The sequence below is a fragment of the Pseudalkalibacillus sp. SCS-8 genome, from assembly GCF_040126055.1.
In the GTDB taxonomy this organism is placed as follows: Bacteria; Bacillota; Bacilli; order Bacillales; family Fictibacillaceae; genus Pseudalkalibacillus; species Pseudalkalibacillus nanhaiensis.
Map to the genome: position 1 here is coordinate 2,173,697 of NZ_CP143541.1, position 22,324 is coordinate 2,196,020.

Annotated in this window: 22 protein-coding genes; 6 read left to right on the forward strand and 16 right to left on the reverse strand. The window is 44.6% G+C overall.

Annotated elements, in window-relative coordinates; translation table 11 throughout:
- Positions 1–142: 142 nt before the first annotated feature.
- The 5 genes from V1497_RS11380 to V1497_RS11400 all read right to left on the reverse strand — a co-directional run bounded on the left by V1497_RS11380 (position 143) and on the right by V1497_RS11400 (position 4,831).
- Entirely contained in the window at positions 143–475 is a 333-nt protein-coding gene (locus tag V1497_RS11380) for a YolD-like family protein (protein ID WP_349407670.1), read from the reverse strand.
- 17 nt (positions 476–492) lie between these two features.
- Positions 493–1,755, reverse strand: coding sequence for a DNA polymerase thumb domain-containing protein (locus V1497_RS11385; RefSeq protein ID WP_349407671.1), 1,263 nt, complete (start codon positions 1,753–1,755; stop codon positions 493–495).
- 191 nt (positions 1,756–1,946) lie between these two features.
- Positions 1,947–2,204 (reverse strand): DUF6954 family protein, encoded by a 258-nt coding sequence (locus tag V1497_RS11390; protein WP_414703561.1) that lies wholly within the window; start codon positions 2,202–2,204, stop codon positions 1,947–1,949.
- Positions 2,205–2,370: 166 nt separating this feature from the next.
- Positions 2,371–3,711: an FAD-binding oxidoreductase gene (locus V1497_RS11395; protein WP_349407673.1), complete on the reverse strand. Its 1,341-nt coding sequence runs from the start codon at positions 3,709–3,711 to the stop codon at positions 2,371–2,373.
- A 148-nt stretch (positions 3,712–3,859) separates the two neighbouring features.
- Positions 3,860–4,831, reverse strand: a complete 972-nt coding sequence (locus tag V1497_RS11400) for a nitronate monooxygenase (protein WP_349407674.1) — start codon at positions 4,829–4,831, stop codon at positions 3,860–3,862.
- 178 nt (positions 4,832–5,009) lie between these two features.
- Here V1497_RS11400 and V1497_RS11405 point away from each other — a divergent pair, with 178 nt between their 5' ends.
- The 3 genes from V1497_RS11405 to V1497_RS11415 all read left to right on the forward strand — a co-directional run bounded on the left by V1497_RS11405 (position 5,010) and on the right by V1497_RS11415 (position 7,842).
- Entirely contained in the window at positions 5,010–5,948 is a 939-nt protein-coding gene (locus V1497_RS11405; RefSeq protein ID WP_349407675.1) for an AEC family transporter, read from the forward strand.
- Positions 5,949–6,051: 103 nt separating this feature from the next.
- Positions 6,052–7,233, forward strand: a complete 1,182-nt coding sequence (locus V1497_RS11410; protein ID WP_349407676.1) for a processed acidic surface protein — start codon at positions 6,052–6,054, stop codon at positions 7,231–7,233.
- A 6-nt stretch (positions 7,234–7,239) separates the two neighbouring features.
- Positions 7,240–7,842, forward strand: coding sequence for a class D sortase (locus V1497_RS11415; RefSeq protein ID WP_349407677.1), 603 nt, complete (start codon positions 7,240–7,242; stop codon positions 7,840–7,842).
- Between the two features lie 30 nt (positions 7,843–7,872).
- Here the strand turns inward: V1497_RS11415 and V1497_RS11420 are convergent, their stop codons facing one another.
- From V1497_RS11420 to nagA, 4 genes are read right to left on the reverse strand one after another with little or no spacing between them, the layout of a single operon-like run.
- Positions 7,873–8,853, reverse strand: a complete 981-nt coding sequence (locus tag V1497_RS11420; RefSeq protein ID WP_349407678.1) for an N-acetylglucosamine kinase — start codon at positions 8,851–8,853, stop codon at positions 7,873–7,875.
- Positions 8,853–9,593 carry a GntR family transcriptional regulator gene (locus V1497_RS11425; protein ID WP_349407679.1) on the reverse strand — a complete coding sequence of 247 codons (741 nt, stop codon included), beginning with the start codon at positions 9,591–9,593 and terminating at the stop codon, positions 8,853–8,855. The genes V1497_RS11420 and V1497_RS11425 overlap by 1 nt, the downstream gene beginning before the upstream one ends.
- The gene (nagB, locus tag V1497_RS11430; protein ID WP_349407680.1) at positions 9,586–10,329 is read right to left on the reverse strand and encodes a glucosamine-6-phosphate deaminase; all 744 of its coding nucleotides are present in this window, start codon (positions 10,327–10,329) and stop codon (positions 9,586–9,588) included. The genes V1497_RS11425 and nagB overlap by 8 nt, the downstream gene beginning before the upstream one ends.
- Before the next feature lie 4 nt (positions 10,330–10,333).
- On the reverse strand, positions 10,334–11,494 hold the full coding sequence (nagA, locus tag V1497_RS11435) for an N-acetylglucosamine-6-phosphate deacetylase (RefSeq protein WP_349407681.1): 1,161 nt from the start codon (positions 11,492–11,494) through the stop codon (positions 10,334–10,336).
- A gap of 180 nt (positions 11,495–11,674) precedes the next feature.
- On the opposite strand from nagA, the gene V1497_RS11440 reads away from it, so the two are divergent.
- Positions 11,675–13,222 carry a glycine betaine uptake BCCT transporter gene (locus V1497_RS11440; RefSeq protein ID WP_349407682.1) on the forward strand — a complete coding sequence of 516 codons (1,548 nt, stop codon included), beginning with the start codon at positions 11,675–11,677 and terminating at the stop codon, positions 13,220–13,222.
- A 58-nt stretch (positions 13,223–13,280) separates the two neighbouring features.
- On the opposite strand, the gene V1497_RS11445 is transcribed toward V1497_RS11440, so the two are convergent.
- The 6 genes from V1497_RS11445 to V1497_RS11470 all read right to left on the reverse strand — a co-directional run bounded on the left by V1497_RS11445 (position 13,281) and on the right by V1497_RS11470 (position 18,313).
- Positions 13,281–14,534: an MFS transporter gene (locus tag V1497_RS11445; protein ID WP_349407683.1), complete on the reverse strand. Its 1,254-nt coding sequence runs from the start codon at positions 14,532–14,534 to the stop codon at positions 13,281–13,283.
- Between the two features lie 100 nt (positions 14,535–14,634).
- Positions 14,635–15,237, reverse strand: coding sequence for a TetR/AcrR family transcriptional regulator (locus tag V1497_RS11450; RefSeq protein WP_349407684.1), 603 nt, complete (start codon positions 15,235–15,237; stop codon positions 14,635–14,637).
- Complete coding sequence (locus V1497_RS11455; RefSeq protein WP_349407685.1) at positions 15,212–16,126, reverse strand: GNAT family N-acetyltransferase; 915 nt, start codon at positions 16,124–16,126, stop codon at positions 15,212–15,214. Before V1497_RS11455 ends, V1497_RS11450 begins: the two co-directional genes overlap by 26 nt.
- Positions 16,127–16,220: 94 nt before the next feature.
- Entirely contained in the window at positions 16,221–16,397 is a 177-nt protein-coding gene (locus V1497_RS11460) for a hypothetical protein (RefSeq protein WP_349407686.1), read from the reverse strand.
- Positions 16,398–16,554: 157 nt separating this feature from the next.
- Entirely contained in the window at positions 16,555–17,340 is a 786-nt protein-coding gene (locus V1497_RS11465; protein ID WP_349407687.1) for an SDR family oxidoreductase, read from the reverse strand.
- Complete coding sequence (locus tag V1497_RS11470; protein ID WP_349407688.1) at positions 17,327–18,313, reverse strand: MBL fold metallo-hydrolase; 987 nt, start codon at positions 18,311–18,313, stop codon at positions 17,327–17,329. Before V1497_RS11470 ends, V1497_RS11465 begins: the two co-directional genes overlap by 14 nt.
- A gap of 119 nt (positions 18,314–18,432) precedes the next feature.
- On the opposite strand from V1497_RS11470, the gene proC reads away from it, so the two are divergent.
- Positions 18,433–19,314: a pyrroline-5-carboxylate reductase gene (proC, locus tag V1497_RS11475; protein WP_349407689.1), complete on the forward strand. Its 882-nt coding sequence runs from the start codon at positions 18,433–18,435 to the stop codon at positions 19,312–19,314.
- A gap of 153 nt (positions 19,315–19,467) precedes the next feature.
- On the opposite strand, the gene V1497_RS11480 is transcribed toward proC, so the two are convergent.
- Positions 19,468–21,084 (reverse strand): M20/M25/M40 family metallo-hydrolase, encoded by a 1,617-nt coding sequence (locus V1497_RS11480; protein ID WP_349407690.1) that lies wholly within the window; start codon positions 21,082–21,084, stop codon positions 19,468–19,470.
- A gap of 269 nt (positions 21,085–21,353) precedes the next feature.
- On the opposite strand from V1497_RS11480, the gene V1497_RS11485 reads away from it, so the two are divergent.
- Entirely contained in the window at positions 21,354–22,142 is a 789-nt protein-coding gene (locus V1497_RS11485; protein WP_349407691.1) for a glycerophosphodiester phosphodiesterase, read from the forward strand.
- Positions 22,143–22,324 lie beyond the last annotated feature (182 nt).

Sequence of the window (22,324 nt, forward strand, 5' to 3'; positions counted from 1 at the left end):
ATGAGGGTAATGAAACGATGTTTATGTGCCCTGAAATCTCGGCCTCAGCTAAATAAGGGTAAAGAAACAGATAACACGGCTCCGGATCCACTGCTCTATCCGTAAAAAAACACCCTCCTTTTCAGGAGGGTGTTTCATCGTATTATAAGTAACGAATATCGAGAATGTCTTGCAGCTTCAGGTCATAGCGGTCCCCGAATTCATCGACGATCCGCAGCTCCTTTTTTACCGGATCGGCATAATGGATATGACCGACGAGCATTTTATAATCGTATTGTTCAAAATAGACGAAGGATAGCGCCAGGTTGTAGGCCATCGCCTCATGAATCGTCTCGTTCATCTCTTCAAGCTTCTGTTCATCAAGCTCCGGCCTTTTCCGGAGACGCTCTTCTTCCTTCCAGTCCCGAAGCAGCCTGACGTGCTCCGGTAGCATCATCGACGTCCATTTGATGGTGCCGCGATCACGAATACTCAATCGACCCACACTCCTTTCTACGCTTTATGTCCACCGACAAGACGGCTGCGATGTCTTGCGGTTCCAGCAGGTGTATACGATACAGCACGCAGGAGGGCGTCTCCGCCATATTTCTCACGGATCTGGTCCATCGTATAGCCGAGCACCCGTTTTTTCGGCCGATCGAGCTCAAATAAAGACAGCTGCATTTCATCGTCTGGACACACATTGGATAAGGTGATCGAGAGCTTCCGGACCGTCTGACCTCCGTAAAATTCATCAAACAGCTCGAGGCAGACGCGGTACAAATCCATCGTGATGTTCGTCGGGTCTGCAATCGTGCGCGAACGGTGGAAGCCGCCCCCGCCTTCATCCTTACTGTAGCCGACACCGAGGCTGATCGTACGTCCGGCCTTCCGGGCAGTCCGTGCACGCCTTCCGACTTCCTCACACATTTCGAGGATGACGTGCTGAATTTCTTTCCGGTCGGTATAATCCCGAAGCAAGATCTGCCCCTTTCCATAGCTGATCTGCCCTTGCATGATCGGCGCACCGATTTCAGACAGATCGACACCCCAGGCATGGTAATACAGTTGATTCCCCATGACCCCGAACTTTTTCTCAAGCAATTTCAACGGATAGTTCGCCAATTGACCGACAGAGGTAATTCCCATCCGGTTGAGCGTCTTCTCTAAGCGGGGACCAATTCCCCACATCTGGCTGAGCGGCGAGACCTTCCACAACTTCCGTTGCACATCCTCGTACGTCCACTCGGCAATCCCTTTCTTCTTCGCTTCAAGGTCGAGACAGATTTTCGAAAGCAGCATGTTCGGCCCGATGCCGATTGCACACGGAAGGCCGTATTTCTCCCATATTTCCTCGCGAATCCGGCGGGCGACCTCCCATCCGTCTCCCCAGAGTCGTTCGGTTCCATCCACTTGCAAAAAGCTTTCGTCCACGCTGTACGTATGGATGGAATCCTTCGGTACATAGCGGTTGAACAAACGGGTCAAATCGGTCGAACGCCTGAGGTACAGGCGCATTTGCGCATTGACGATGTGGATGCGCGGATCATCAGGTACTTCGAACAACCGGCTTCCCGTTCGGATCCCGAACTCCTTCTTCATCATCGGTGAAGCGGCCAATACGACACTGCCCTGCCGTTCGGTATCCCCGACCACGACCAGATAGCACGTCAGCGGGTCCAAGCCTCTCTCCACCGCACTACAGCTTGCAAAGAAACTTTTCATGTCGATACAAAGGATCGTACGTTTTTCAAAGGTCGAATAATCAATCTCCATCCTCAGTCACTCCCAATAAGAACGTTTGTTCTATATCTTATGTCTTATTGTAAGCGAATATACGTTCGCTTTCCACTGGTAATTTTCACCTAGTTGATCAAAAGGTGGTTCAAGCCACAAAAAAACACCTATACGTTATGTACAGGTGCTTACGAGAACAAGCCTCTTACCTTTTGAACCCCAACCTCAGATTACCGCCAGATTCCTGAGAAAAAGATAATCACAGCCAGTATAAAAAGGAATGGGGGTGCGATTAGGAGCTTGTTCATTTTGTTCTTCAACATCCATCTTATAAAAAAGAATGAAAGAACAACCTCTAAGAGTGTGACGATAACAAGTCCGCTTATTAGTTCCTGTTTGTTCGAATCCCCAAAGAGAATGGGGCCGTAGCCAAAAAATGTGATAAAAAAATAAAGAATCAGAAAAAGCAAATAAAACAACCATTTCATATCGTTTCCCCCTTGTGCGTAAGTCCATTATACGCTTTAATTTTACTTGCAAACTAAAAATTTTAAATATTGTTGTAATTTTTAGCAAAAAAACAAAGAAGCCCCAACATTTCTGCTGGGACCAAGTATTAAACATCTATTTGTTTTCGAGCTTACGATTATTCCTCTAACGCCAAAATGGCGGAATACTTTGCTTGAAGTTGAACACATTCATCGGGTCGATCCGGGTTTTCACTTTTCGTAAGCGGTCGAAGTTTTCACCGTAATAAGAGGTTGGCCAGTCACGGATGGATAGATCCGGCCAGTTGACGTAGTCGCCTTTCGTATAGGGACTCATATGTTTTCGTAAAGCGACGACCCACTCGACAAAATCCTTTGCGTCTTCTCCCTTATTCCAGGTCGTATTGTATTCCTGGGCAATCAGCGCATTTCTGTGATAGAAAGCCGTTTCAGTCGGGCTGACCGACTGGACCTTTCCTGCTAACGATTGCTGCCATATGGACGCATTTTCATTAGGTGTATTTTCCAAAAACTTTTTCATGATTTGGATACCACGCTCGGGAATCGGTTCATAAATGAATGATCCTGATCGTTTGAAATAGGCAGGTTCATTTCCTGCAGGGTAATTGAAATAATCAAACGCTTTATTGAAGGGAACCGTGGCAATCTGTATTTTTCGGGGATCTGTCTCTTTCACCAACGGCTTCAATAACTTCTTCAACTCTTCCTTCGAGCCGACATATTGACCCTCTGAAAAAATCAGATTTTGACTTTTCGCATGCAGTTCAATGCTTGACGTTAGCTTTTCATCCGTAAAAGGAGCCCAGTTTTGCCATGCATCATATGCTTTTTCCAATTGATCAAAATCCCACTCCATACGATAGATGGAAACCGTATCAATCGGATGCACTCGGAATTTGAACTGCGTGACGATTCCAAAGTTTCCTCCACCACCGCCACAGCATGCCCAGAACAACTCGCGGTTTTTCCACCTCGTTGCCTCAACAACCTGTGCACTGTCCTCTCCTTTTGGGATGACGATCCTTACACCGAGTAAGTTATCGCAGGTCAAACCGAAGATCCGTGATAAGTAACCGATGCCTCCACCTAATGTCAGGCCTGCGAGACCGACACTATATTCTGTGCCACCGGGCAGCGCACGTCCGTACTTCCACAACGATTGATAGACATGGCCTAAATCGGCTCCTGCCTCAATATCAGACGTGTTCCGGTTTACGTTTACCGAAACTTTAGTCATTTCGCTTATATCGATGACAAGGCCTTTGTTCAGTATAGAAAAGTTTTGATAGCTGTGCCGGCCGCTCCTTACGCGAAAAGGGATGTCCTTTTCACGTGCATATTTCAACGCATTCAACACATCCATTTCATCCTGGCAAAATACGATTACCCCTGGGAACTTCGACCTATAAAGATTAAGATTCGTTCGGGCTTCTGAATAATCTGGATCATCAGGATGTACGACACGCCCAGTCAATTTTGTTGCCATTCTCTCTCCACCTCTAACTTGTCTTACCGCAGTATATGAGACAAGTACCACGGTCGAGAGGGCGAAACGGCAACGAATGTAGAGAGAGGTTCGTGCTCTTCCATAATAAAAAAGCATGACCTCCTATCGGAAGCCATGCCTCACATGTCTATGTTGTAGGTACGAAAAGTCCCTTTTGGGCTTGTTCGTACTCTTTTTTAAGCTCGTCGACGATTTCTTTGACCGGTTGGACAGCTTGGATCTGATCGACACCTTGTCCAGCAGACCAGATGTCCTTCCATGCTTTTGAATCGGATTGATTTAGTGTAGAGAGATCGACTTTTTCCTTGCTCTTCAGTTTTTCAAGATCGATGCCCGCTTTCATGATGCTGTTTTTCAAATAATTGGCGCTCACTCCGGTGAAGGCATCAGTGTAGATGAGATCATCCAAGACGGATTCGATGAGCATCTCTTTATATTCATCCGACGCAAAGCTTTCTTTTGCAGATATGAACCTTGTACCCATGTAGGCCAGATCCATCCCTAATACTTGAGAGGCGAGCACATCTCTGCCGTTTGAAATACAACCAGCAAGTATCGTGATGCCATCCCAGAATTCCTTTACCGCTCCTGCAAATGCGAAGCTGTTGATGGTGCCTGCATGTCCACCTGCTCCAGAACAAACAAGAATGAGTCCATCTACACCTGTTTCAGCAGCTTTTTTCGCATGGGGGATCGTGGAAACATCTGAAAAAACGAGTCCACCGTAGGAATGGACGATTTCAATGACTGCAGATGGATTCCCGAGAGATGTAATGACAATCGGTGGTTCATATTTTTTTACGATTTCAAGGTCCTTCTCGTAACGTTGGTTCGACCGGTGGACAATCAGATTCACTGCCCATGGTGCGACCTTTCTGTTCGGATCCTCTTGTTTCACGTCATTTAATTCACAACGGATCCTTTCCATCCACTCTTCTAAAATCGTTTCCGTTCGTGCATTCAATGTTGGAAATGAACCGATGATGCCTGATTTACAGCTTTCAATGACCAGCTCAGGGCTTGATACGAGAAACATCGGTGCAGAGATGATCGGTAATTCAAGTTCATTTCTGATATGATCGGGCAATTTGGACGTCAATTCGAAAACTCCTTCCACTCTTCCTATTACTCTACTAATACTAATACGCCATTGAATCGCGATTCACCTTCCTGGGGAGGGAAATGTGATGCACCTACACGCTCCTCTTAAAATTGAATCTGCCATTCTGCACCATCGCCCAAACGTTCTCATACCCTGCATTGGGGGAGGAATTCGTATGGAAGAAATGATGTCTTTAGTTTGGGAGATGATCATGCTTTACGGTATTACCGTCATTGGTTACATGGCACGTAAAACACGCGTACTTCCTGATGGTTCTGATTATGTATTGACCCAGCTTGTCCTCTACATAACCCTACCGGCACTTATCCTTTATTCGTTGGACTTTCCATATGAAGAACGCTATCTTCATGAATTCAGCTGGTTATTGCTCCTGTCTGTGACAGCCATCGTCGTTGCTTGCTCATTCGGGTTCGTATTACGCAGGTCGGCAAAATTACAAGCAGAACAAGAAGGTGTGTATGAAGGTCTGATTGTATTCGGTAATCAAGGCTTCATCGGCTATGCAATCATTTATATCCTGCTCGGTCAGGTTGGGATTCTTTATACCGCTGTTTTCAATTTTTTCTATATCGTGTTGATTTGGACGTACGGAATTTATATGATTGCCCGCTCCAATGCCTCCTTCTCTTGGAGGTGGTTAATCTTTAATCCGGGAGTGTTAGCCACACTCGTTGGATTCATCCTCTTTCTCCTTCCTTTTCAATGGCCGGCACAGGTCCATACACTGTTCGAAATGGTCGGGCTTCCAACCATCCCCCTTTCCATGCTCATCATTGGGATCCTGCTCGCCAATTTGAATAGAACCGAAGTGTGGCATTATATCCAAAACAGATACATTTGGAGCGCCGTATCAATGCGGCTTCTCATCATTCCGCTTTGTCTCTTTCCACTTCTCTTACTACCTATAAACCAGACACTCCTCGTTGTTGCGATACTCGTTTCCGCTACACCATCGGCACCGACCATAGCGCTATACGCAAGAAAATATGACGGGGATCCTTACTTCGCATCGGTAGGTTCAGCCATCTCCACAATCCTTTCCATGGTTACCATCACATGCTTATATTGGTTACTCCGTTATTTCGGTGTCTGAAAGCGGTTTATTGTTTGAAAATTACCAATCATATCCTGTATCCAACTAAAAAATATATCTATATAATTATCTTGTTTCTATACACATACAGGGGGGCACATTGATGAAACATGTGTTAGCAATTGTTTTTAGTATCACAGTATTACTGGTTCCGATGTCTGCGTTGGCAGCCATTGAACAATCCGAGCTAGACGCTTATCTTGAGCAGATCGGATGGACGCAAGAAGAGCTGGAGGAAGAGCTCGCCTTTTTTGAAATGACTTTAGCCGATTTCGACTCGATCGAAATGCTGCAGGAATTTATCGGCACACCATTATCCGAAGAAAACTTACAATCGATTCTAGACGATTTCGATTTGACCCGTGAAGAGCTTAACGGGTTGCTCGTTGAAATGGGAGAACTAGAAGAGGGTGAAGATGTTCTTGATGTGTATACGATCTATGAATATCTTCGTGATGATGTCGAATTCTACCTTTATGAAGGGACGCCAATCGACGAAGAGTCCCTCAATGAGCTTCTTACAATCTATGAGTTGACCTATGAAGAATTGATCGCGCTGCTTGAAGAGAATGGCGACAGCATCGAGCAATACGAATATATTGAAGACTTGGAAGAAGCTTTGTTTGAATACATGTATGGTGATGAAATTCCGACAATGGACGACTTCTTCACTGAACTTGGTATTACAGAAGAAGAGCTTGATGCATTGATGAACCACTTGATGACCATCGACATCGACGATCCGGCAATCGAAGAAAAAATGGATGCTCTGACAGAACGACTCCTTGCGATTGGTGATTTTGAAAATCCAGAGGATCTGACGAAAGATCAAGTGGCTGAAATGGCAGCCATCATGAGTGAAATGCTTGCGCTCTTCCAGCTGGATGCAAAATTCTATTTAATCGTGGATGGAAAGACTGAACCAATCACGATCAACCAGCTTTTAGCTATGAGTGAAGAAGAGGTAGCTGGAACAAAACTTTTAGTCGAAATTTACGATCTGAATGGAACGTTGCTTTTGGACATGCTGCTTACGGAAGAATTGGTTGAAGCAGAAAAGATTCAGGAAGCGGCTGAGGACCTGAAGGTTGTCGAGGAAATCGTCACAGGATCGGCTGAGCAATCTGCTGAACCATCGAATGCATCCCCTGTAACGAAAACCGTTAAGGGTGCAAAAATGCCCAAGACTGCCGGTCATTACATGGAAGCTGCTATGCTAGGAATCGGCTTTGTCCTTGCTGGATTGATGATGATTCGACGGTTACGTCAAAAGACGGCCGCTTAATCGGACATGAAAAAGAAGAGCATTTTGTTATGGGTGACAGCTGTTTCCTTCATTATCATTGGCGTCGCCCTTTCTACGACAAACGCCTTTAAGCTTTATAAGGGGATGGCTTTCGCACATCAGCCGAGCGAAACGGACCTACCTGAGGAAGAAGATGTAATTTCTGATCAGGGGTCTAGCCCTATGCTATATGAGACAAAGCCTGAAGAAGGGGAAAAAATTGGGCACTTGTACATTCCAAAGCTTGATGAAACACTGCCAATCATTCATGGGACCGATGAAGAGGAATTGAGCAAGGGAGTCGGTCATTTTGCAGACAGCGTCCTGCCGGGTGAGGAGGACAATAGTGTCCTTTCGGGTCACAGGGATACAGTATTCCGGCGTCTAGGCGAAGTGACCGTCGGAGACGAGCTCATCGTCACAACTTCAGCTGGGACCTTCACCTATAAAATTCGTAAAACAAGGATCGTCGATGCTGACGATCGGACGGTCATCGTCCCGAAACCACGGGCCACCCTTACCCTGACGACCTGCTATCCATTCGCATTCATAGGGGCGGCACCTGAAAGATACGTACTGGTTGCGGATTTAATAAAAAAAGCTGAATAACGTACAAAAAGAGACCGAATGGTCTCTTTTTTATTTCATACCCTTCTCCCATTCAGCGAGTGAGGTATGAAGGTTTTCGATGAACTGACTTGGACACTTACCGTTTAAGACTTTATAGCTTTGGATGATGGACCCGGCAACAGGTGGGGTTGACGGCTGAATCAACTGGATTTCAGTCGGGAGTTTGTTTTTTAGAAGTGGCACGATCAAATCCTTACTCTTAAACACACTTCCTGTTAAAACCACGTTGATTCCTTGCTCTCGATTAAAGTGATGTTTGATGAGGTTAAGAATACCTTCTGCCATGTCTGAGGCTGCTTTTTCAATGATGTTCCTTGCAGTCTGATCTCCAGTTCTCATTAGATGGAAAACATCCTCACAAACAGACGCAATTTTCATTCGGCTGTTTACATGACTGTAAAGATGAGGAATCAACTCAGGAGGAGTAGCCACATTGAACCTCTTGAGGACGTAATCTGTCAAAGGCGTAGGTGGGATGATTCCGTCGTATGCACGAAAGACCGTTTGCAGCGCATCCCGGCCAATGCCATAACCGCTTCCCGACTGATCCAACAAGTACCCCCATCCTCCTGTCCGGACGAACCCACCGTCCGTTGTAACTCCAAATGCAATCGATCCGGTTCCTGCAATGTTCACGATGCCGGGTTCACCATTCGTACCGGAATAGAGGGCCGTCAATGCATCTGGACATAACTCTACACGGGTATTAGGCTTAAACGCATCTTTCAAATATGTATGCAATTCGTCCCTTGAGTGAAAGTTTTCTAAGCCAGCGATTCCCGCACAGACGCTTTGTATATGTTCAAATCCAGCGGGCTGTTCATTACGGATAGTGTCAAACAGCGACTTAAACGTATGCTTGAGATCGTCCATTGATATGGAAAGCGGGTTACTTGGTCCCCCTTTTTGGTAGGAAAGCACCTGTCCTTCTTCATCAGCAAGAGCAATCGTTGTCTTCGTCCCGCCTCCATCAATTCCTAAATAGCCCATCACCCTTCCCCCTGTTCATGGTCCATTGTGATTGAAAACGTATACCTATCACCACGGAATACGGTTTTGACGGATTCAAACGGGATATCTTCCTCTGTATAAGTTGTCCTATGGACGACCAATACAGGACTTTCAGAAGGAAGATCAAGTAAAACGCGGTCCCTTTCGGTTACGATCGATGCTTCGATCTCCTGCTGTGCCCTTTTGATGACGAACTGCAAGCGATTCCTGACATATTCATAGATCGATCCTTCTGTATCTTTCTCAGTCAAATCCTTGAACAATGTATAAGGAAGAAAAGCTGTTTCAAGGGCAAGCGGCTCCTCATTCGCGAATCGGATCCTTTCAAGCCTCAAGACCTTTTCACCTTCCTCACACGCAAGATCGTTGAGAACCTTAGGAGGAGGCTCCGATTCCACGTGAAAGGAAACGACCCGTGTAGAAGGGGTAAGACCTCTCCGTTTCATGTCCTCGGTAAAACTGAAAACCCCTTTAAGCGGATAAGCGATTTTCGGTTGGGCGACGAAGGTCCCCTTTCCACGCTCCCGAGTCAATAACCCGCGATTGACTAAATTGTTGATCGCTTGCCGTACAGTCATCCGACTGATTTGGAATCGTTCGGAGAGCTCACGTTCAGACGGGATAAGGGTGCCTTTCCTATATTCACCCGTTTTTATTTTGTTCAACATGTACTGTTCAACCTGAAAATATAACGGTAAAGCAGACTGCTTATCAAGCATGATCGTCCTCCTTATCACTACAGTATGCGTCTTCGGTTACGATAAGCGTTACGTCTGGATGACCATTTAATATCGTGACCGGCCACTCGATATCTACCTTCCCGTCCAACAGCGCTTCGACAGCCGCACATTTTTCCTGGCCGGATGCTAGTAATAGAATCGATCGACTTTTCATGATCGTTGAAATGCCTACTGTAATCGCTTGGGTCGGCACTTCTTCAATATCATTGAAAAACCGCGCATTCGCTTGACGTGTACTTTCTGTCAACTCAACGACATGTGTCCTTGAATCCATGGGCGTCCCCGGTTCGTTGAAACCGATATGTCCATTCCGGCCGACGCCTAGCAACTGGAGATCGACACCCCCGAGGCTCTCGATTGCCTCCTCATAACGATTGCATTCTGCTTCCAAATCCCTGCTTAAGCCATCAGGAACGAATGCGTTTTCTACAGGAAGCTTGAGAGGCTTATAGAGATGTGTATAAATATAATGCCAGTAGCTTTCCTCATGATCACGAGGCAGGCCGACGTATTCATCTAAATTCACCGTGCGCATTGAGGAAACATCCAATTCCTCCTGCTTCACCCGATCGACAAACTCCTCATAGGTACCGATGGGGGTTCCACCCGTCGCAACGCCTAGAACCAGTTCAGGTTTTTGACGTAATTTATCGACAATCAATTTGGAAGCGGTAGCACTCATTTCCTCTTTCGTTTTCACTGTTACTACGTTCATGATTTCACCTCTTCGAATAGGCGATTTGCCCACGACAAATCGTCATTTTCAGGTCATCGTTTTCGTCCAGAATGATCAAATCAGCATCTTTTCCAATATCGATGGATCCTTTACGATCGTAAACCCCGTATTGCTTGGCAGGGTTGATGGAAGTCATATGGATGAGATCTTCCAGATTCGCACCTGTAAATGTCTTCATATTCATGAATGCAGATTGCATGGTAAGTACGCTTCCTGCTAACGTGCCATCTTCTAAGGTCGCTTTATCTCCGTTTACACGTACGTTCTGCCCGCCTAGCTCGTATACACCGTCGTTTAAACATTTCGCCCTCATTGAATCGGTAATCATCAACAAATTTTCACGGCCTTTCAATTCATACGCAAAATGAACCATTTCAGGAGCACTGTGGAGACCATCTGTAATGATCTCGGTAAGGATATCCCTGCAAAGGAAGGCCGCCCCAACAACTCCCGGCTCTCTATGATGCATTCCTCGCATTCCATTGTATAGGTGGGTGAATTGGGAGGCCCCTGCAGCCAACCCTTTCTGAACTTCTTCATAGGTCCCGTTGCTATGACCGATTGACGCGACAACGTTTCGTTTCGTAATCGCTTCTATGAACGGAAGTGCACCCTCAATTTCCGGAGCAACTGTCACGACCTTGATCTGGTTACCAGCACGTTCATTCCAATGGCTGAAACGTGCCAGATCTGGTTTTTGGACATAGTTAGGATTTTGGGCACCGATTTTGTCTGGAGAGATGAATGGTCCCTCCAAATGGATACCAATGACTTCAGCTTTACCTCTTGTATTATGCGACGCAATGTATTCCTGTAACGTACATAAAGCTTTTTCAAGATCTAGATCAGCTGCTGTCATGGTCGTCGGAAGGAAGCTTGTCGTCCCCTCACTTGGGAGAGCTGAGGCAATACCTTCGAGAGCCTCGATCCGAGCGTCCATGACATCAAATCCGTGGGTACCATGTATATGACCATCAATTCTTCCTGGAAGCACCTTATCATTAGCTTCCAGCTGGATGATTGTATGATTTGGGATCTGCAGGTCCATGCTTTCAATTTGACCGTCTTCAATATGAAGATTCGTGCGTTTGAAGCCATTTTCACCTACATACACTTTTCCGCTGACAATTGACAGAATACTCAAACGGATCACCTCTTTATATGAGTATATGTGATTTAACGTATAGTTGTCTAGACCACTTATACTCTTTGCTAAACGACACTCAACGCATTTTACTTTAGTAATAAAAATTTGTTTAGTCGTCGAATAGATAGGTTATTAATCAAACATGTAAGGACATCTGAATACAGAAAGGAGAATGATATGAGAAAAATCAGATCTGAGTTCAATAAAAAAGTGACATCCGTATTTTGGATCACTTTGGCTATCACGATTTTCGCCTCTTTTTGGGGATCCTTTGCTCCGAAAAGTATGGAGAAGATTACAGGGAACATCCAATCGTATATTTCTGTCCATTTTGGATGGTACTATTTATTGATCGTCTCCCTATTCGTTGTCTTTTGTCTTTATATGATCTTCAGTCCATACGGAAAAATAAAGCTAGGAAAACCGGACGATAAGCCAGATTACAGTTATTCCACCTGGTTTGCCATGCTTTTCAGCGCCGGTATGGGGATCGGGCTTGTCTTCTATGGTGCAGCCGCACCGATTTCCCAATACATCAAAACACCTCCTCTCGCGGAGCCGGGGTCTGCTGAAGCACTGAGAGATGCAATGCGGATTACGTTCTTCCATTACGGTGTCCATGCATGGGGAATTTATGCCGTCGTCGCCCTGGTACTGGCTTATTTCAAATTCCGTCACGATAAGCCTGGTTTAATCAGTGCCACCTTGGAACCTATTTTCGGTGATAAGATGAAAGGACCTTGGGGGAAGGTTGTAGATGTCATCGCTGTATTCGCAACCATTGTAGGTGTCGCTACTACACTTGGTTTCGGTGCAGCTCAGATAAATGGTGGTTTCACGTATCTGCTTGGACTGGAGAAGCAGTTCTGGATACAGCTGGTCATCATTCTCATCGTAACGGTATTGTTCATGATTTCTGCCTATACTGGCCTGAGTAAGGGAATCCGGTACTTGAGCAATGTGAATATGGGGCTTGCTGTCCTTTTATTCGTTGCAATGATGATCATTGGTCCGACATTGTATATCATGAATACTTTTACAGATACGTTAGGGGCTTATGTTCAATCCATCGCGCAGGAAAGCTTGCGTCTCGCACCAGAGAATGATGATCGTCAACAATGGGTCATGAATTGGACCGTCTTCTTCTGGGCATGGTGGATCGCCTGGTCACCTTTCGTCGGAATTTTCATTGCGCGTGTATCTAGAGGACGATCGATTCGCGAATTTCTATCTGGTGTACTCATCGTCCCATCCGTTGTCAGCTTCCTATGGTTTTCAGCTTTCGGTATGACAGCGATTAATACGCAAAAAGGCGGGGCCGATATTGCTAGCCTTCCAGATGAACAGATGTTGTTCGGCGTGTTTGATCAATTTCCGTTCAGTGTCGTTTTATCAATTATAACGATGCTCCTGATCGCCACATTCTTCATCACCTCCGCTGACTCTGCAACCTTTGTACTTGGCATGCAGACGACGAACGGTTCCTTGAATCCACCGAAAACCGTGAAGTTTGCTTGGGGAATTGCACAATCTGCCATTGCAGCCGTGCTTTTATATACTGGTGGACTGCAGGCATTGCAAAACGCACTGATTTCTGCCGCCTTCCCTTTTTCATTCATCATGTTACTGATGGTCTATTCCCTCTACCGAGCATTGAGAAAGGATAAGGCAGAACTTGAGAAAACAGGTGATCATCAGGAAAATTATGAAGAAAAAATATCTTAGCAGAAAACGAGCGTGTAACCGAATATGGTTACACGCTCGAGTACTTTTGTACTTACAATCAATCAAACTCACGTAGACTAGGAACTTTAAAAAAGGCGATAACAGATAGTATGACGATCAACGCTCCGCCGATGACCATGATGTTCGTAATATCAGCTCCTAGAGACAAAAAGAGAGATGTTAATGCAAAGGAAACCGGAACCAGCCCCATTGACGCCATCGATAATAAACTCATGACACGGCCGATCATCTCTTCTTTTACAATCGATTGGATCGCTGCAATGACAGGGATGTTGATAACAGAGAATGTCGTTCCAAGAAACGCAATCAAAAGTAAGCTTTGCCATAGTTCATTTGTGAAACTGAACAGACAGAAAAATAACCCATTGATTCCCATCGCACAAATGACAAGCAGACCTCTACGTTTCTGGAGGTTTAAAATACCGACCAGAATCGAACCTAACAACATACCTCCAGCTAGCGTTCCTTCAAGATAGCTGAAAGTCAAAGAGTTTCCATCCAATACCCCTTTGACAAACAACGGCATTCCCATTTGAAGCGGACCTACCATGAAGAGATTGATGAATACGGCAAACAAAATCAAAGATACAAGAAACGCAGACTGTTTTACATACAGGATTCCCTCTTTGATAGAGGTCCATAATTCTGAACCATTCTCTGTTGATGATGCTTTTGTTTTCCTCTTCGTCATCCTGATCAATAGAATCGCAATACTCGCGATAAGTAACAATCCCGCTGTCACGGAAAATGCGAGTACATAGCTCCCTAAAGCGATAACGGCACCAGCTAACATCGGTCCTAAAATAAAAGAGGATTGATTGGTTATTTGGATGATTGAGTTTGCTCTCGTCAGTTGTTTCTTCTCTACAATTGAAGGGAGAAGTCCGCCATTCGCCGGCCAGAAGAACGCATCCAAGATACCGAAAACCAAAGCGAATAAGACGAAGGACCAAATCGTGACGGTACCGAACAAAAGCCAAAACACAAGAGCAACTGCTACACCAGCACGTAGGATATCCGATAAAAACATGATGACATTCTTGTTGAAGCGATCGGCAACTGCCCCTCCAATCACCATGAACAATACCCGGGGGACACTCGACGCGATGAAAACAAGTCCTAATGAAGCTTCAAGCCCCATTACTTCTACGACATACCAAGACTCTGAAAACAGGAAAATAGCAAGACCGAAGCTTGAACAAAGTCCAGCCAACCATAAGTACAAAAAATTCCGATTCCGCCAAATAGCGGGGGAAAACTCATCCTTCTGCTGTTCGACTACCGCTTCCATATAATCGCCTCCAAAACTAGATCTACCTCCATTTTCCTCGAATTCACCACTCATCTACACTGTCTGGAGATTGTAATTGATCTCCGTCTGCAGACGGAATTTATGACTTCAGATATTTTAAAACCATTCTTTCATATTCGTAGAGCATATCTTCAAAACGTTCTTTACTCCGGTGAAAAAGTAAATGGAGGAAGATGCCATCGAGGCATGCCCAAAACAATCGAGAGAACGTTGAAACCTCCACATCTGATCGGAATTCTTCTGCTTGGATGCCTTCAGTGATAATCTCTTCAATGAAACGTGCGAAATCGTTTGCTCTTTCATCAAATAACGCTTGTTTCTCTGTTTTGGAGGTGAAGATCCAAAATTCAAACTGGACAGCAATCGAGTCGTATGAGATGACACTGCTGTCACCTTGATAAAAATAGCGAAAAATATATTTCATTTTTTCCGTAGCACAATCGATTCCCGCCAATTGTTTCTTTATTTCAAAATACTTTTCCGTTCGTTTCGCATTCAATCTGTGAAAGATCTCTTCCTTACTCTTGAAATACAGATAGATTGATCCTTTACTCGTTCCAGAAGCCTTTGCGATATCATCGACGGACGTTTCGTTATACCCTTTTTCCGCAAAGCATTTGGCTGCAGCGTCTAAAATGGCTTCGGTTTTTTCTTCTTTATATTTCTTCGACACACGTGGCATTTACCTTCATAGACTCCCTCATGTTTTTTTCCATACAGACTTGTTCAATCATGGTCTCAAAACCTAAACGACGAACCGCTTCATAATCTGCCAGCTTCTGTTTCGAAAGGTTGATTACAATCCTTTTACAAGACAATTCAGGTGCAAACACCTTTGCTAAAAGGGCTGATCGCAGTTCATCTGGATTTTCCGTCAGCGGGGAAATCCCATACTGATGAAGGATGATCGTTGAAACGGTATTTTCTTTAAAAACCCTCCTGTAAAGTGCGTAACCTACTGCTTTTCCCCCATCCGAAAGGGCGATGAGCACTTCTCCGTTATGCACACTTTGCCATTGGGTTTGCCAAGGAGCTCCATCGTCATAAAACGGCAATTGCTGGATTGTCTCCCTATCCTTCCGCACAAAAGACCACGAACCTGTATCCGGTACTGATTGCAATCCTTCCATTACACCGTTCTGTTGCAGGAATTCCACCCGATCTGTGACTTGGTAGCCAAGTGACCGATATAAAGCGATGGCAGCATCGTTACTGTGAATAGCCTCCAAGGTTGCTGTATCGACACCCTTATCCCGGTAGATGTCAAGGACGGCTTCCATCATCCGTTTGCCGACCCCTGTTCTCCTGAATTCCGGCGCAACCCCTGTGCCTCCGTTATAGCCGATGAGTTTCCCCTGTTTGCTTCTGAACCCATTCAATACAATCCCTGCTGGCACCCCACTGACAAATGCAACGATAGAATCTTCTGCTGAGAAGCCTTCTTGAACCATACGCTGCAAGAAATAATCCATCGTCATCGTCATATCCGTAAAATATCCTTTAAAACCGCTGTTCCACGCTTCAAGTACATCCGTTAACGTGCAGTTAGAGAGACGCTCGATTGTTATCAAATCATTACTCCTCCTCATTAAAACTGACCGGTTAGTTTTTTATATACCTATATTATGATCCATTTTCCTTTCTGTTTCAAGAAAAATATGGGAATCATTCCAGGATCTCGTACGAAGAAATGTGGGAAGGATTGATATATAAAGAAGGGTGAATTTCAATAAGCTCATCACGAACAGATTCATCCTGAGTCATCACGATTGTTTGAAAATCGTCTTTCTCCATCTGCAACACATATTCCTTACCACTGTTCATGACCACTTTAATACGCATCCAACATTCCCCCTTTTTGTTGTATATGTATATTCGTTTCCGTTATTTTCATTTCCTTCTTCCTCTGATTGGACTTTTAAAATATTAACGGAACTTGAAGCAAAAAAAGAGCACCAAATCCGCATGATTTAGCACTCTAATTCCAATCTCATCCTCGTCATTTTTGACTGAATGCCTTTTTACCTAATTTCTCCACGATGGAAGGAGCAAGCTGATACAATTTACTCCCAATTTCCATCCAGCCTGGCATGTTCACTTCACGTACCGGTCTTTCAATTGCTTTTGTGACTTTACGAGCAACATCCACCGGCTCCAGCAGCCACTTTTCAATGTTCTTTTCATATTCCCCTGTTTTATCGGCAATCTTGAAAAAGTTCGTCTGAATCGGCCCTGGATTTACTGTCGTCACAACAATGCCATGGTCCTTTGTTTCTAATCGCAGACTGTTTGAAAAGCCGAGGACGGCATGCTTGGTCGCTGCATAGACGCTTCCTTTCACAGTGGCGAGCTTTGCTGCTTGGGATGCAATATTGATGATATGTCCACTTTTACGGTTCATCATCTCTGGGAGGACTGCTTTTGTGCAAGCCATCAACCCGACGACATTCGTATCAAACATACCCTTCACATCTTCCATGTCCGCTTCCAGGAAATATTCGAAAATGCCGTATCCTGCATTATTGACCAGCACATCAATGGGTCCTACCTCTCTTTCAATCCGGTTGAAAACCCGTTCGACATCAACTACATCTTGGACATCCAGGCGATAATACGGTGCTTGTATTTGGAAATCATGCTTGATTTCATTCTGAAGATGCTGCAATTTGTCCTCTGAACGGGCCACGAGTACAGGCGTCCAGCCTTTTGCTGCGACCATTTTTGCGATATGCGACCCAAGTCCGCTCGAGGCCCCTGTCACGACAACACACTTATTTGCACTCATTCGTTATGACCTCTTTCGCTCGAAAATAGAGTACACCGTCTACTTGGTGAATCGTAACTTGATCCTTGCTCATCAACAAATCCAAATGACCAAGCGTTTCTGACATCGTCAATCCGAGTTCCTTCAAAAAAATCGTCGGAAAAAGCTTCTGACAGATCTCAAATCCTGTCATCGATTCTTTAGATATGATCTTCAAAATATCATCTGCTCTTTCTTCTTGTTTCAGCAAACGTAATTGGACAAGCTCCACAGGGTGTTCCACCGGCTCACCGTGCCCTGCGAGGACCTTCTTCACATCATGTTCAATCAGCTTTCTTAGAGATTCCCTGTATTGCAGTAAGGTTTTCGGACGTGCCGTGTTTCCGGTTGGAGGTGGCTCGATGAGTGCATTGGATGAAATATGTTTAATCAAATGATCTCCGCCAATCATCAGCCCATCTTCCTCTCGTATTAAGGAGAGATGACCTTGAGCATGACCGGGTGTCTCAATGATATACCAGCCAGGCAACCCCGCAATTCCATCACCTTCTTTTACGATCTGATCCACTTCTATGGTACAAGAGTAATCAAGGTAACCCCTGACCCGTTCCATCGCTTTTTTATGAAACTTCTCAATGCCCATTTCCTTGTAAACCGTAAAATAGAATTGGTCATGATGCGCGAAGAAATCAGGATCCTTCTTCAACCACGGAAGATTATATTCAAGACATATAAAAGGGATTTTGTCCTCTTTCAAGTAATCGGCCAATCCTACATGATCAGGATGATGGTGCGTCAAAATGACCTGATCGATATCACCCGGTTTAAAGCCTAAGGCATTCAATTGGGATTGAAACGATTGCCATGCTTCGGGTGTCTTGGGTCCGGTATCGACCAGTGTAAGCTTTTCGCCTTCAATAAGATAAAGATTCACATCACCGACAGCAAAAGGAGTCGGGAGTGTAATGCAATGGATAGTTTCTAAATGATTCAAAGCGTTAACGCCTCCGTCATTGATATTGAATGAACACCCAGAAATACCGGGATACTATCTAAAACCTTTTCGAATAACGTTTATAAATAGACTTTTTTCAAGATGAAAGGAGCATTTTCATGACGACCAAGATGGGACGGGTCGCGTTCATCGGTGCAGGAGCAATGGCTGAATCCATCATCAAAGGATTGATCGCCAAAAAAATGCTTCCTCCCCGGAATATTATTGTGACCAACCGAACAAACGATGACCGACTGCAGCAATTAGAACAAGATTATGGTGTCCATCCATCGAGGGATACAAAATGGATTGTGCAATCTTCACAAATCATCTTACTGGCTATGAAGCCGAAGGACGCCCAGTCGGGGTTGGATCGGATTCGTCCATTCGTTCAGCCCGAGCATATTGTTGGGTCAGTCATGGCTGGCATCACGACTACATTCATGGAAGATCGCCTTCCCTTACATTGTGCGGTTGTTCGGACGATGCCGAATACGTCCTCAGAAATTGGACGGTCGTCAACTACATTATGTACCGGTCAGCATGTGTCCCATCTTCAACAGCAATTGGTGGAACATCTTTTCCAAGCAATCGGTACAGTTACAGCGGTAAGTGAACAAGATATGGATACGACCACAGCCCTGGCTGGAAGTGGCCCCGCCTTTCTATATTATATCGCAGAAGCAATGATGGAAGCAGCAAATTCCACCAACCTGGATGAGCATGAGATTCGCGAACTCGTGGCGAATACAATGATTGGTGCCGGGCTGATGATGAAAACAGCTCATTGTGATGTCAAGCAGCTCCGTATCAATATCACCAGTCCAGGCGGAACGACAGAAGCAGGACTCGAAGCCCTCATGGACCGAAAAGTAGGAGAGGCTTTCAAGGCCTGTATTGTAAAAGCCGCAAACCGCTCCAAAGAACTCCAGGAAGAGTATTGCAAAAAAGAAGACAATATTCGTCCCGATGATAAAGAAATGAAAAGAGCTCAATCATGAGCTCTTTTATGCTCTTTTAAAGAATGTTGTTGAACTAGAAAAGCTCCAGGCGGACGCTTTCCGCGGGCAACGCTTCAGCCTCCTCGACCTCGTTCCTTGGTCTGCGGGGTCTTCAGCTGTTGCTTTTCCCGCCGGAGTCGCCGCCTTCCGCTTTTATTTAAGCAGCTTCGAAATCGCTACAGGGAGCATATCATGGAATGGTCCGAATGAATAATCAACATTCAAGCGTTCCGTCCATTTGTGTGCATCCCGTCCTAAAGGTCCGAAGTTCATGACAGGAATCTTCAGCTGCTGCAATTCATCAAGTGGAAAATGGTACCCATTTGAGAATAGCGGCATGTTTCCAAACAACGGGACCAATTCGCTCACAGGCTGAGAGAGACTGGTAAAGCTTAAATCGGACAATCCACCAAAATAGTTTTGCTCTTTCAAAACGACATTGTGGTTCACATTTGCATAATCAATCATATCGTGAACGACTTGTTTGATATGTGCATTTTTTCTTGATGAGACAGCTGGATAGAAAGGTGGGCTGTAGAACAATACAATCATAGGCCCTTCTTCCTTACAGAGTGCTGCAAGATCAAATACCAGCCTTGTAGAAAGATCGCGATCACCCAACACTTTAAAATTGGCAGCAATATATGCCTGTCTTCGGATGATTTCCGCTTCACCGTATTGTTCGATCGCTTTGTCTAACAGTTGTTGATAGGTGAAAACGGATATTTTATGCTCCAGCGGCTCAAAGGCTTCCCACTGTGTAAACGTCATCGCTTTGTCGTAAAGGTTCTTTTCAATTCGTTGGGCGACCCGTTCCGCCAGAGCTAATAGGTCGTCATTGATCTCTTTGACAGACCGGTCCATTACCATAAGGTTATACATCGTCACAGCAACATGAGGAATCTGGACGGAATATTCCTCTTTCAGATCCTTTTGCATCAAGTTCGTTGGAGGCGGTGTTACCTCCCCTTCAATCGATTCACAGAAATCCGTGTTCAACTCCAGTTCCCTCGATAACTCTGAAACCATGTAATTCGCATTTATACCGGAAAAGGGTTCACCTACGTGCGTTTCCATGCCATAACACAGAAAACCTGGAAGCAGCTTCCCTATTGATCCTGTATACACATACTGGTTCGTGTCGCCGGGAAATCGTGTAAATACCGGTTCAGAATTCAAACATGCTTTATATTCAAGACCATGGGTTTTGGACATTTCTAAGAGAACCTCTACCGCTTCCATCATCCCGGTGGAATTGGCTTCTTCATCCGGGACGGTCAACAGCAAGATATTACCGTCGAATTCCCCTAGCCCTGCTTTTTCCACCATCGACATTTGAAGAGTCAGACCAGCTTTCATGTCCATGGAACCTCTACCGAATAACCACTCGCCGGACTTCAAATCCTCTTGGACCAGTTCAGGCAGCTCACTTTGATTTGCCATAAACTCCTGAGTCAATTCCTTCGGTCGGAATGCAAGGTTCTTCCATTCCCCATAATCCTCTATATCAACGACATCAAAGTGGCTGATAAGAACGACTGTTTCAGATTTCAGTCCGTTTCGGACAAGGGCTGTCACAAATTTCCGACCATCCGTTGTGGGATGGATCTTCAAGTCGTCTGGATTGGTTTTGAAATAATCGAGATCACTGAGCTGCATATAGATGAATTCACTAATGCCTAGCTCTGCTTCAGAACCTGTTATACTCGGAAATTCAATAAGATGACATAATAATTCCTTTAAGCTTTCCTTATCCTGCCACTTCTTCATAGATGCACCACTCCAATATAAAAAGAGATTTGTGTCGAATTTTCATAGTGTATATATATTTTCGTGGAATAAAGATAGATTCCTCTCGTTCTCTATAAATATTTTGCAAGCTGGAACAGGCTGCGCGCAATTTCACTTCACTTGTGTATACTATATAGATAATGCTAAATTACATTTGTAAGAAGCTATTTTTCTAAAATAAACGATCCATCTATTTTAAACGCTTCAAAATTTAATTGACCACCATGGTAAATCAAGGAGAGATTGGTTTGACCTATATATTTGCGCACAGGGGATCAAGTAAATCTGCACCTGAAAATACAATGGCTGCCTTCCGTAAAGCATTGGAGGAAAAAGCAGACGGAATCGAATTGGATGTTCAGCTTTCAAAAGACAAGGTACCCGTTATCATTCATGACGAATCCCTAAAACGGACAACTGGTACGAAAGGCTTTGTCGGTGAATACACAGTCGAAGAGCTTAAGCGTCTTGATGCCGGAAAATGGTTCTCACAAAAATTCAAAGGAGAGAAAATTCCTACCCTTGAAGAGGTCTTGATATGGCTGCAGCCAACTTGCCTATACTTGAATATCGAGTTCAAGAACAATGTACTGCCCTATTACGGCATGGAAAAGATCGTACATGACCTCGTGTGCCATTACGGACTCCAGGATCGAGTCATCTATTCTTCTTTCAACCATTACAGCTTGAAAGAATTGAAGAAAGTGAATCCGCGTGTTGACATAGCACCCCTCTATTCTTCAGGGCTTTACGAACCATGGAAGTACGCCAAAAGCATGACGGCTGAAAGCGCACATCCACATTGGCGTACGCTTAACCAAGCAATCTTGAAGGGATTTAAAAAACACGGCATCCGAGTGAGACCATATACCGTCAATGACACGAAAAAAATGAAATGGATGTTTGAGAATGATGTAGAAGCGATCATTACCGATACACCAGAGATAGCACGATCAGTAAGAGCAGGCACCCATCAATCAAAAACAGCCAAATTCATCAACACATTACAAAAGATAAATCCGAAAAGCCTATTTTAAGAAGGGCGATCTGATAGTCCCGAAATCATACAAGGTCAAGTAGTTCGAATGTCTCTACTTGATCTTGTTTTTTATTTTTTCAATAAACTCATTCGAAATTGTTCCACCAATAAACGATAGAGCATATCATCCTGCATCTGCTTGGCCATGTGATACACTAAATGAAAAATCATCGATCTTGG

Excerpts from the sequence above, each read along its gene's own strand:
- V1497_RS11395 (WP_349407673.1), bottom strand. The coding sequence starts at position 3,711 with ATGGCAACAAAATTGACTGGGCGTGTCGTACATCCTGATGATCCAGAT.
- V1497_RS11405 (WP_349407675.1), top strand. The coding sequence starts at position 5,010 with ATGGAAGAAATGATGTCTTTAGTTTGGGAGATGATCATGCTTTACGGT.
- V1497_RS11480 (WP_349407690.1), bottom strand. The coding sequence starts at position 21,084 with ATGAAGAAGTGGCAGGATAAGGAAAGCTTAAAGGAATTATTATGTCAT.
- V1497_RS11465 (WP_349407687.1), bottom strand. The coding sequence starts at position 17,340 with ATGAGTGCAAATAAGTGTGTTGTCGTGACAGGGGCCTCGAGCGGACTT.
- nagB (WP_349407680.1), bottom strand. The coding sequence starts at position 10,329 with ATGAACGTAGTAACAGTGAAAACGAAAGAGGAAATGAGTGCTACCGCT.
- V1497_RS11445 (WP_349407683.1), bottom strand. The coding sequence starts at position 14,534 with ATGGAAGCGGTAGTCGAACAGCAGAAGGATGAGTTTTCCCCCGCTATT.
- V1497_RS11415 (WP_349407677.1), top strand. The coding sequence starts at position 7,240 with ATGAAAAAGAAGAGCATTTTGTTATGGGTGACAGCTGTTTCCTTCATT.
- V1497_RS11410 (WP_349407676.1), top strand. The coding sequence starts at position 6,052 with ATGAAACATGTGTTAGCAATTGTTTTTAGTATCACAGTATTACTGGTT.
- V1497_RS11450 (WP_349407684.1), bottom strand. The coding sequence starts at position 15,237 with ATGCCACGTGTGTCGAAGAAATATAAAGAAGAAAAAACCGAAGCCATT.
- V1497_RS11425 (WP_349407679.1), bottom strand. The coding sequence starts at position 9,593 with ATGCTTGATAAGCAGTCTGCTTTACCGTTATATTTTCAGGTTGAACAG.
- V1497_RS11420 (WP_349407678.1), bottom strand. The coding sequence starts at position 8,853 with ATGGGCTATTTAGGAATTGATGGAGGCGGGACGAAGACAACGATTGCT.
- V1497_RS11440 (WP_349407682.1), top strand. The coding sequence starts at position 11,675 with ATGAGAAAAATCAGATCTGAGTTCAATAAAAAAGTGACATCCGTATTT.
- V1497_RS11385 (WP_349407671.1), bottom strand. The coding sequence starts at position 1,755 with ATGGAGATTGATTATTCGACCTTTGAAAAACGTACGATCCTTTGTATC.
- V1497_RS11390 (WP_414703561.1), bottom strand. The coding sequence starts at position 2,204 with ATGAAATGGTTGTTTTATTTGCTTTTTCTGATTCTTTATTTTTTTATC.
- proC (WP_349407689.1), top strand. The coding sequence starts at position 18,433 with ATGACGACCAAGATGGGACGGGTCGCGTTCATCGGTGCAGGAGCAATG.
- V1497_RS11460 (WP_349407686.1), bottom strand. The coding sequence starts at position 16,397 with ATGCGTATTAAAGTGGTCATGAACAGTGGTAAGGAATATGTGTTGCAG.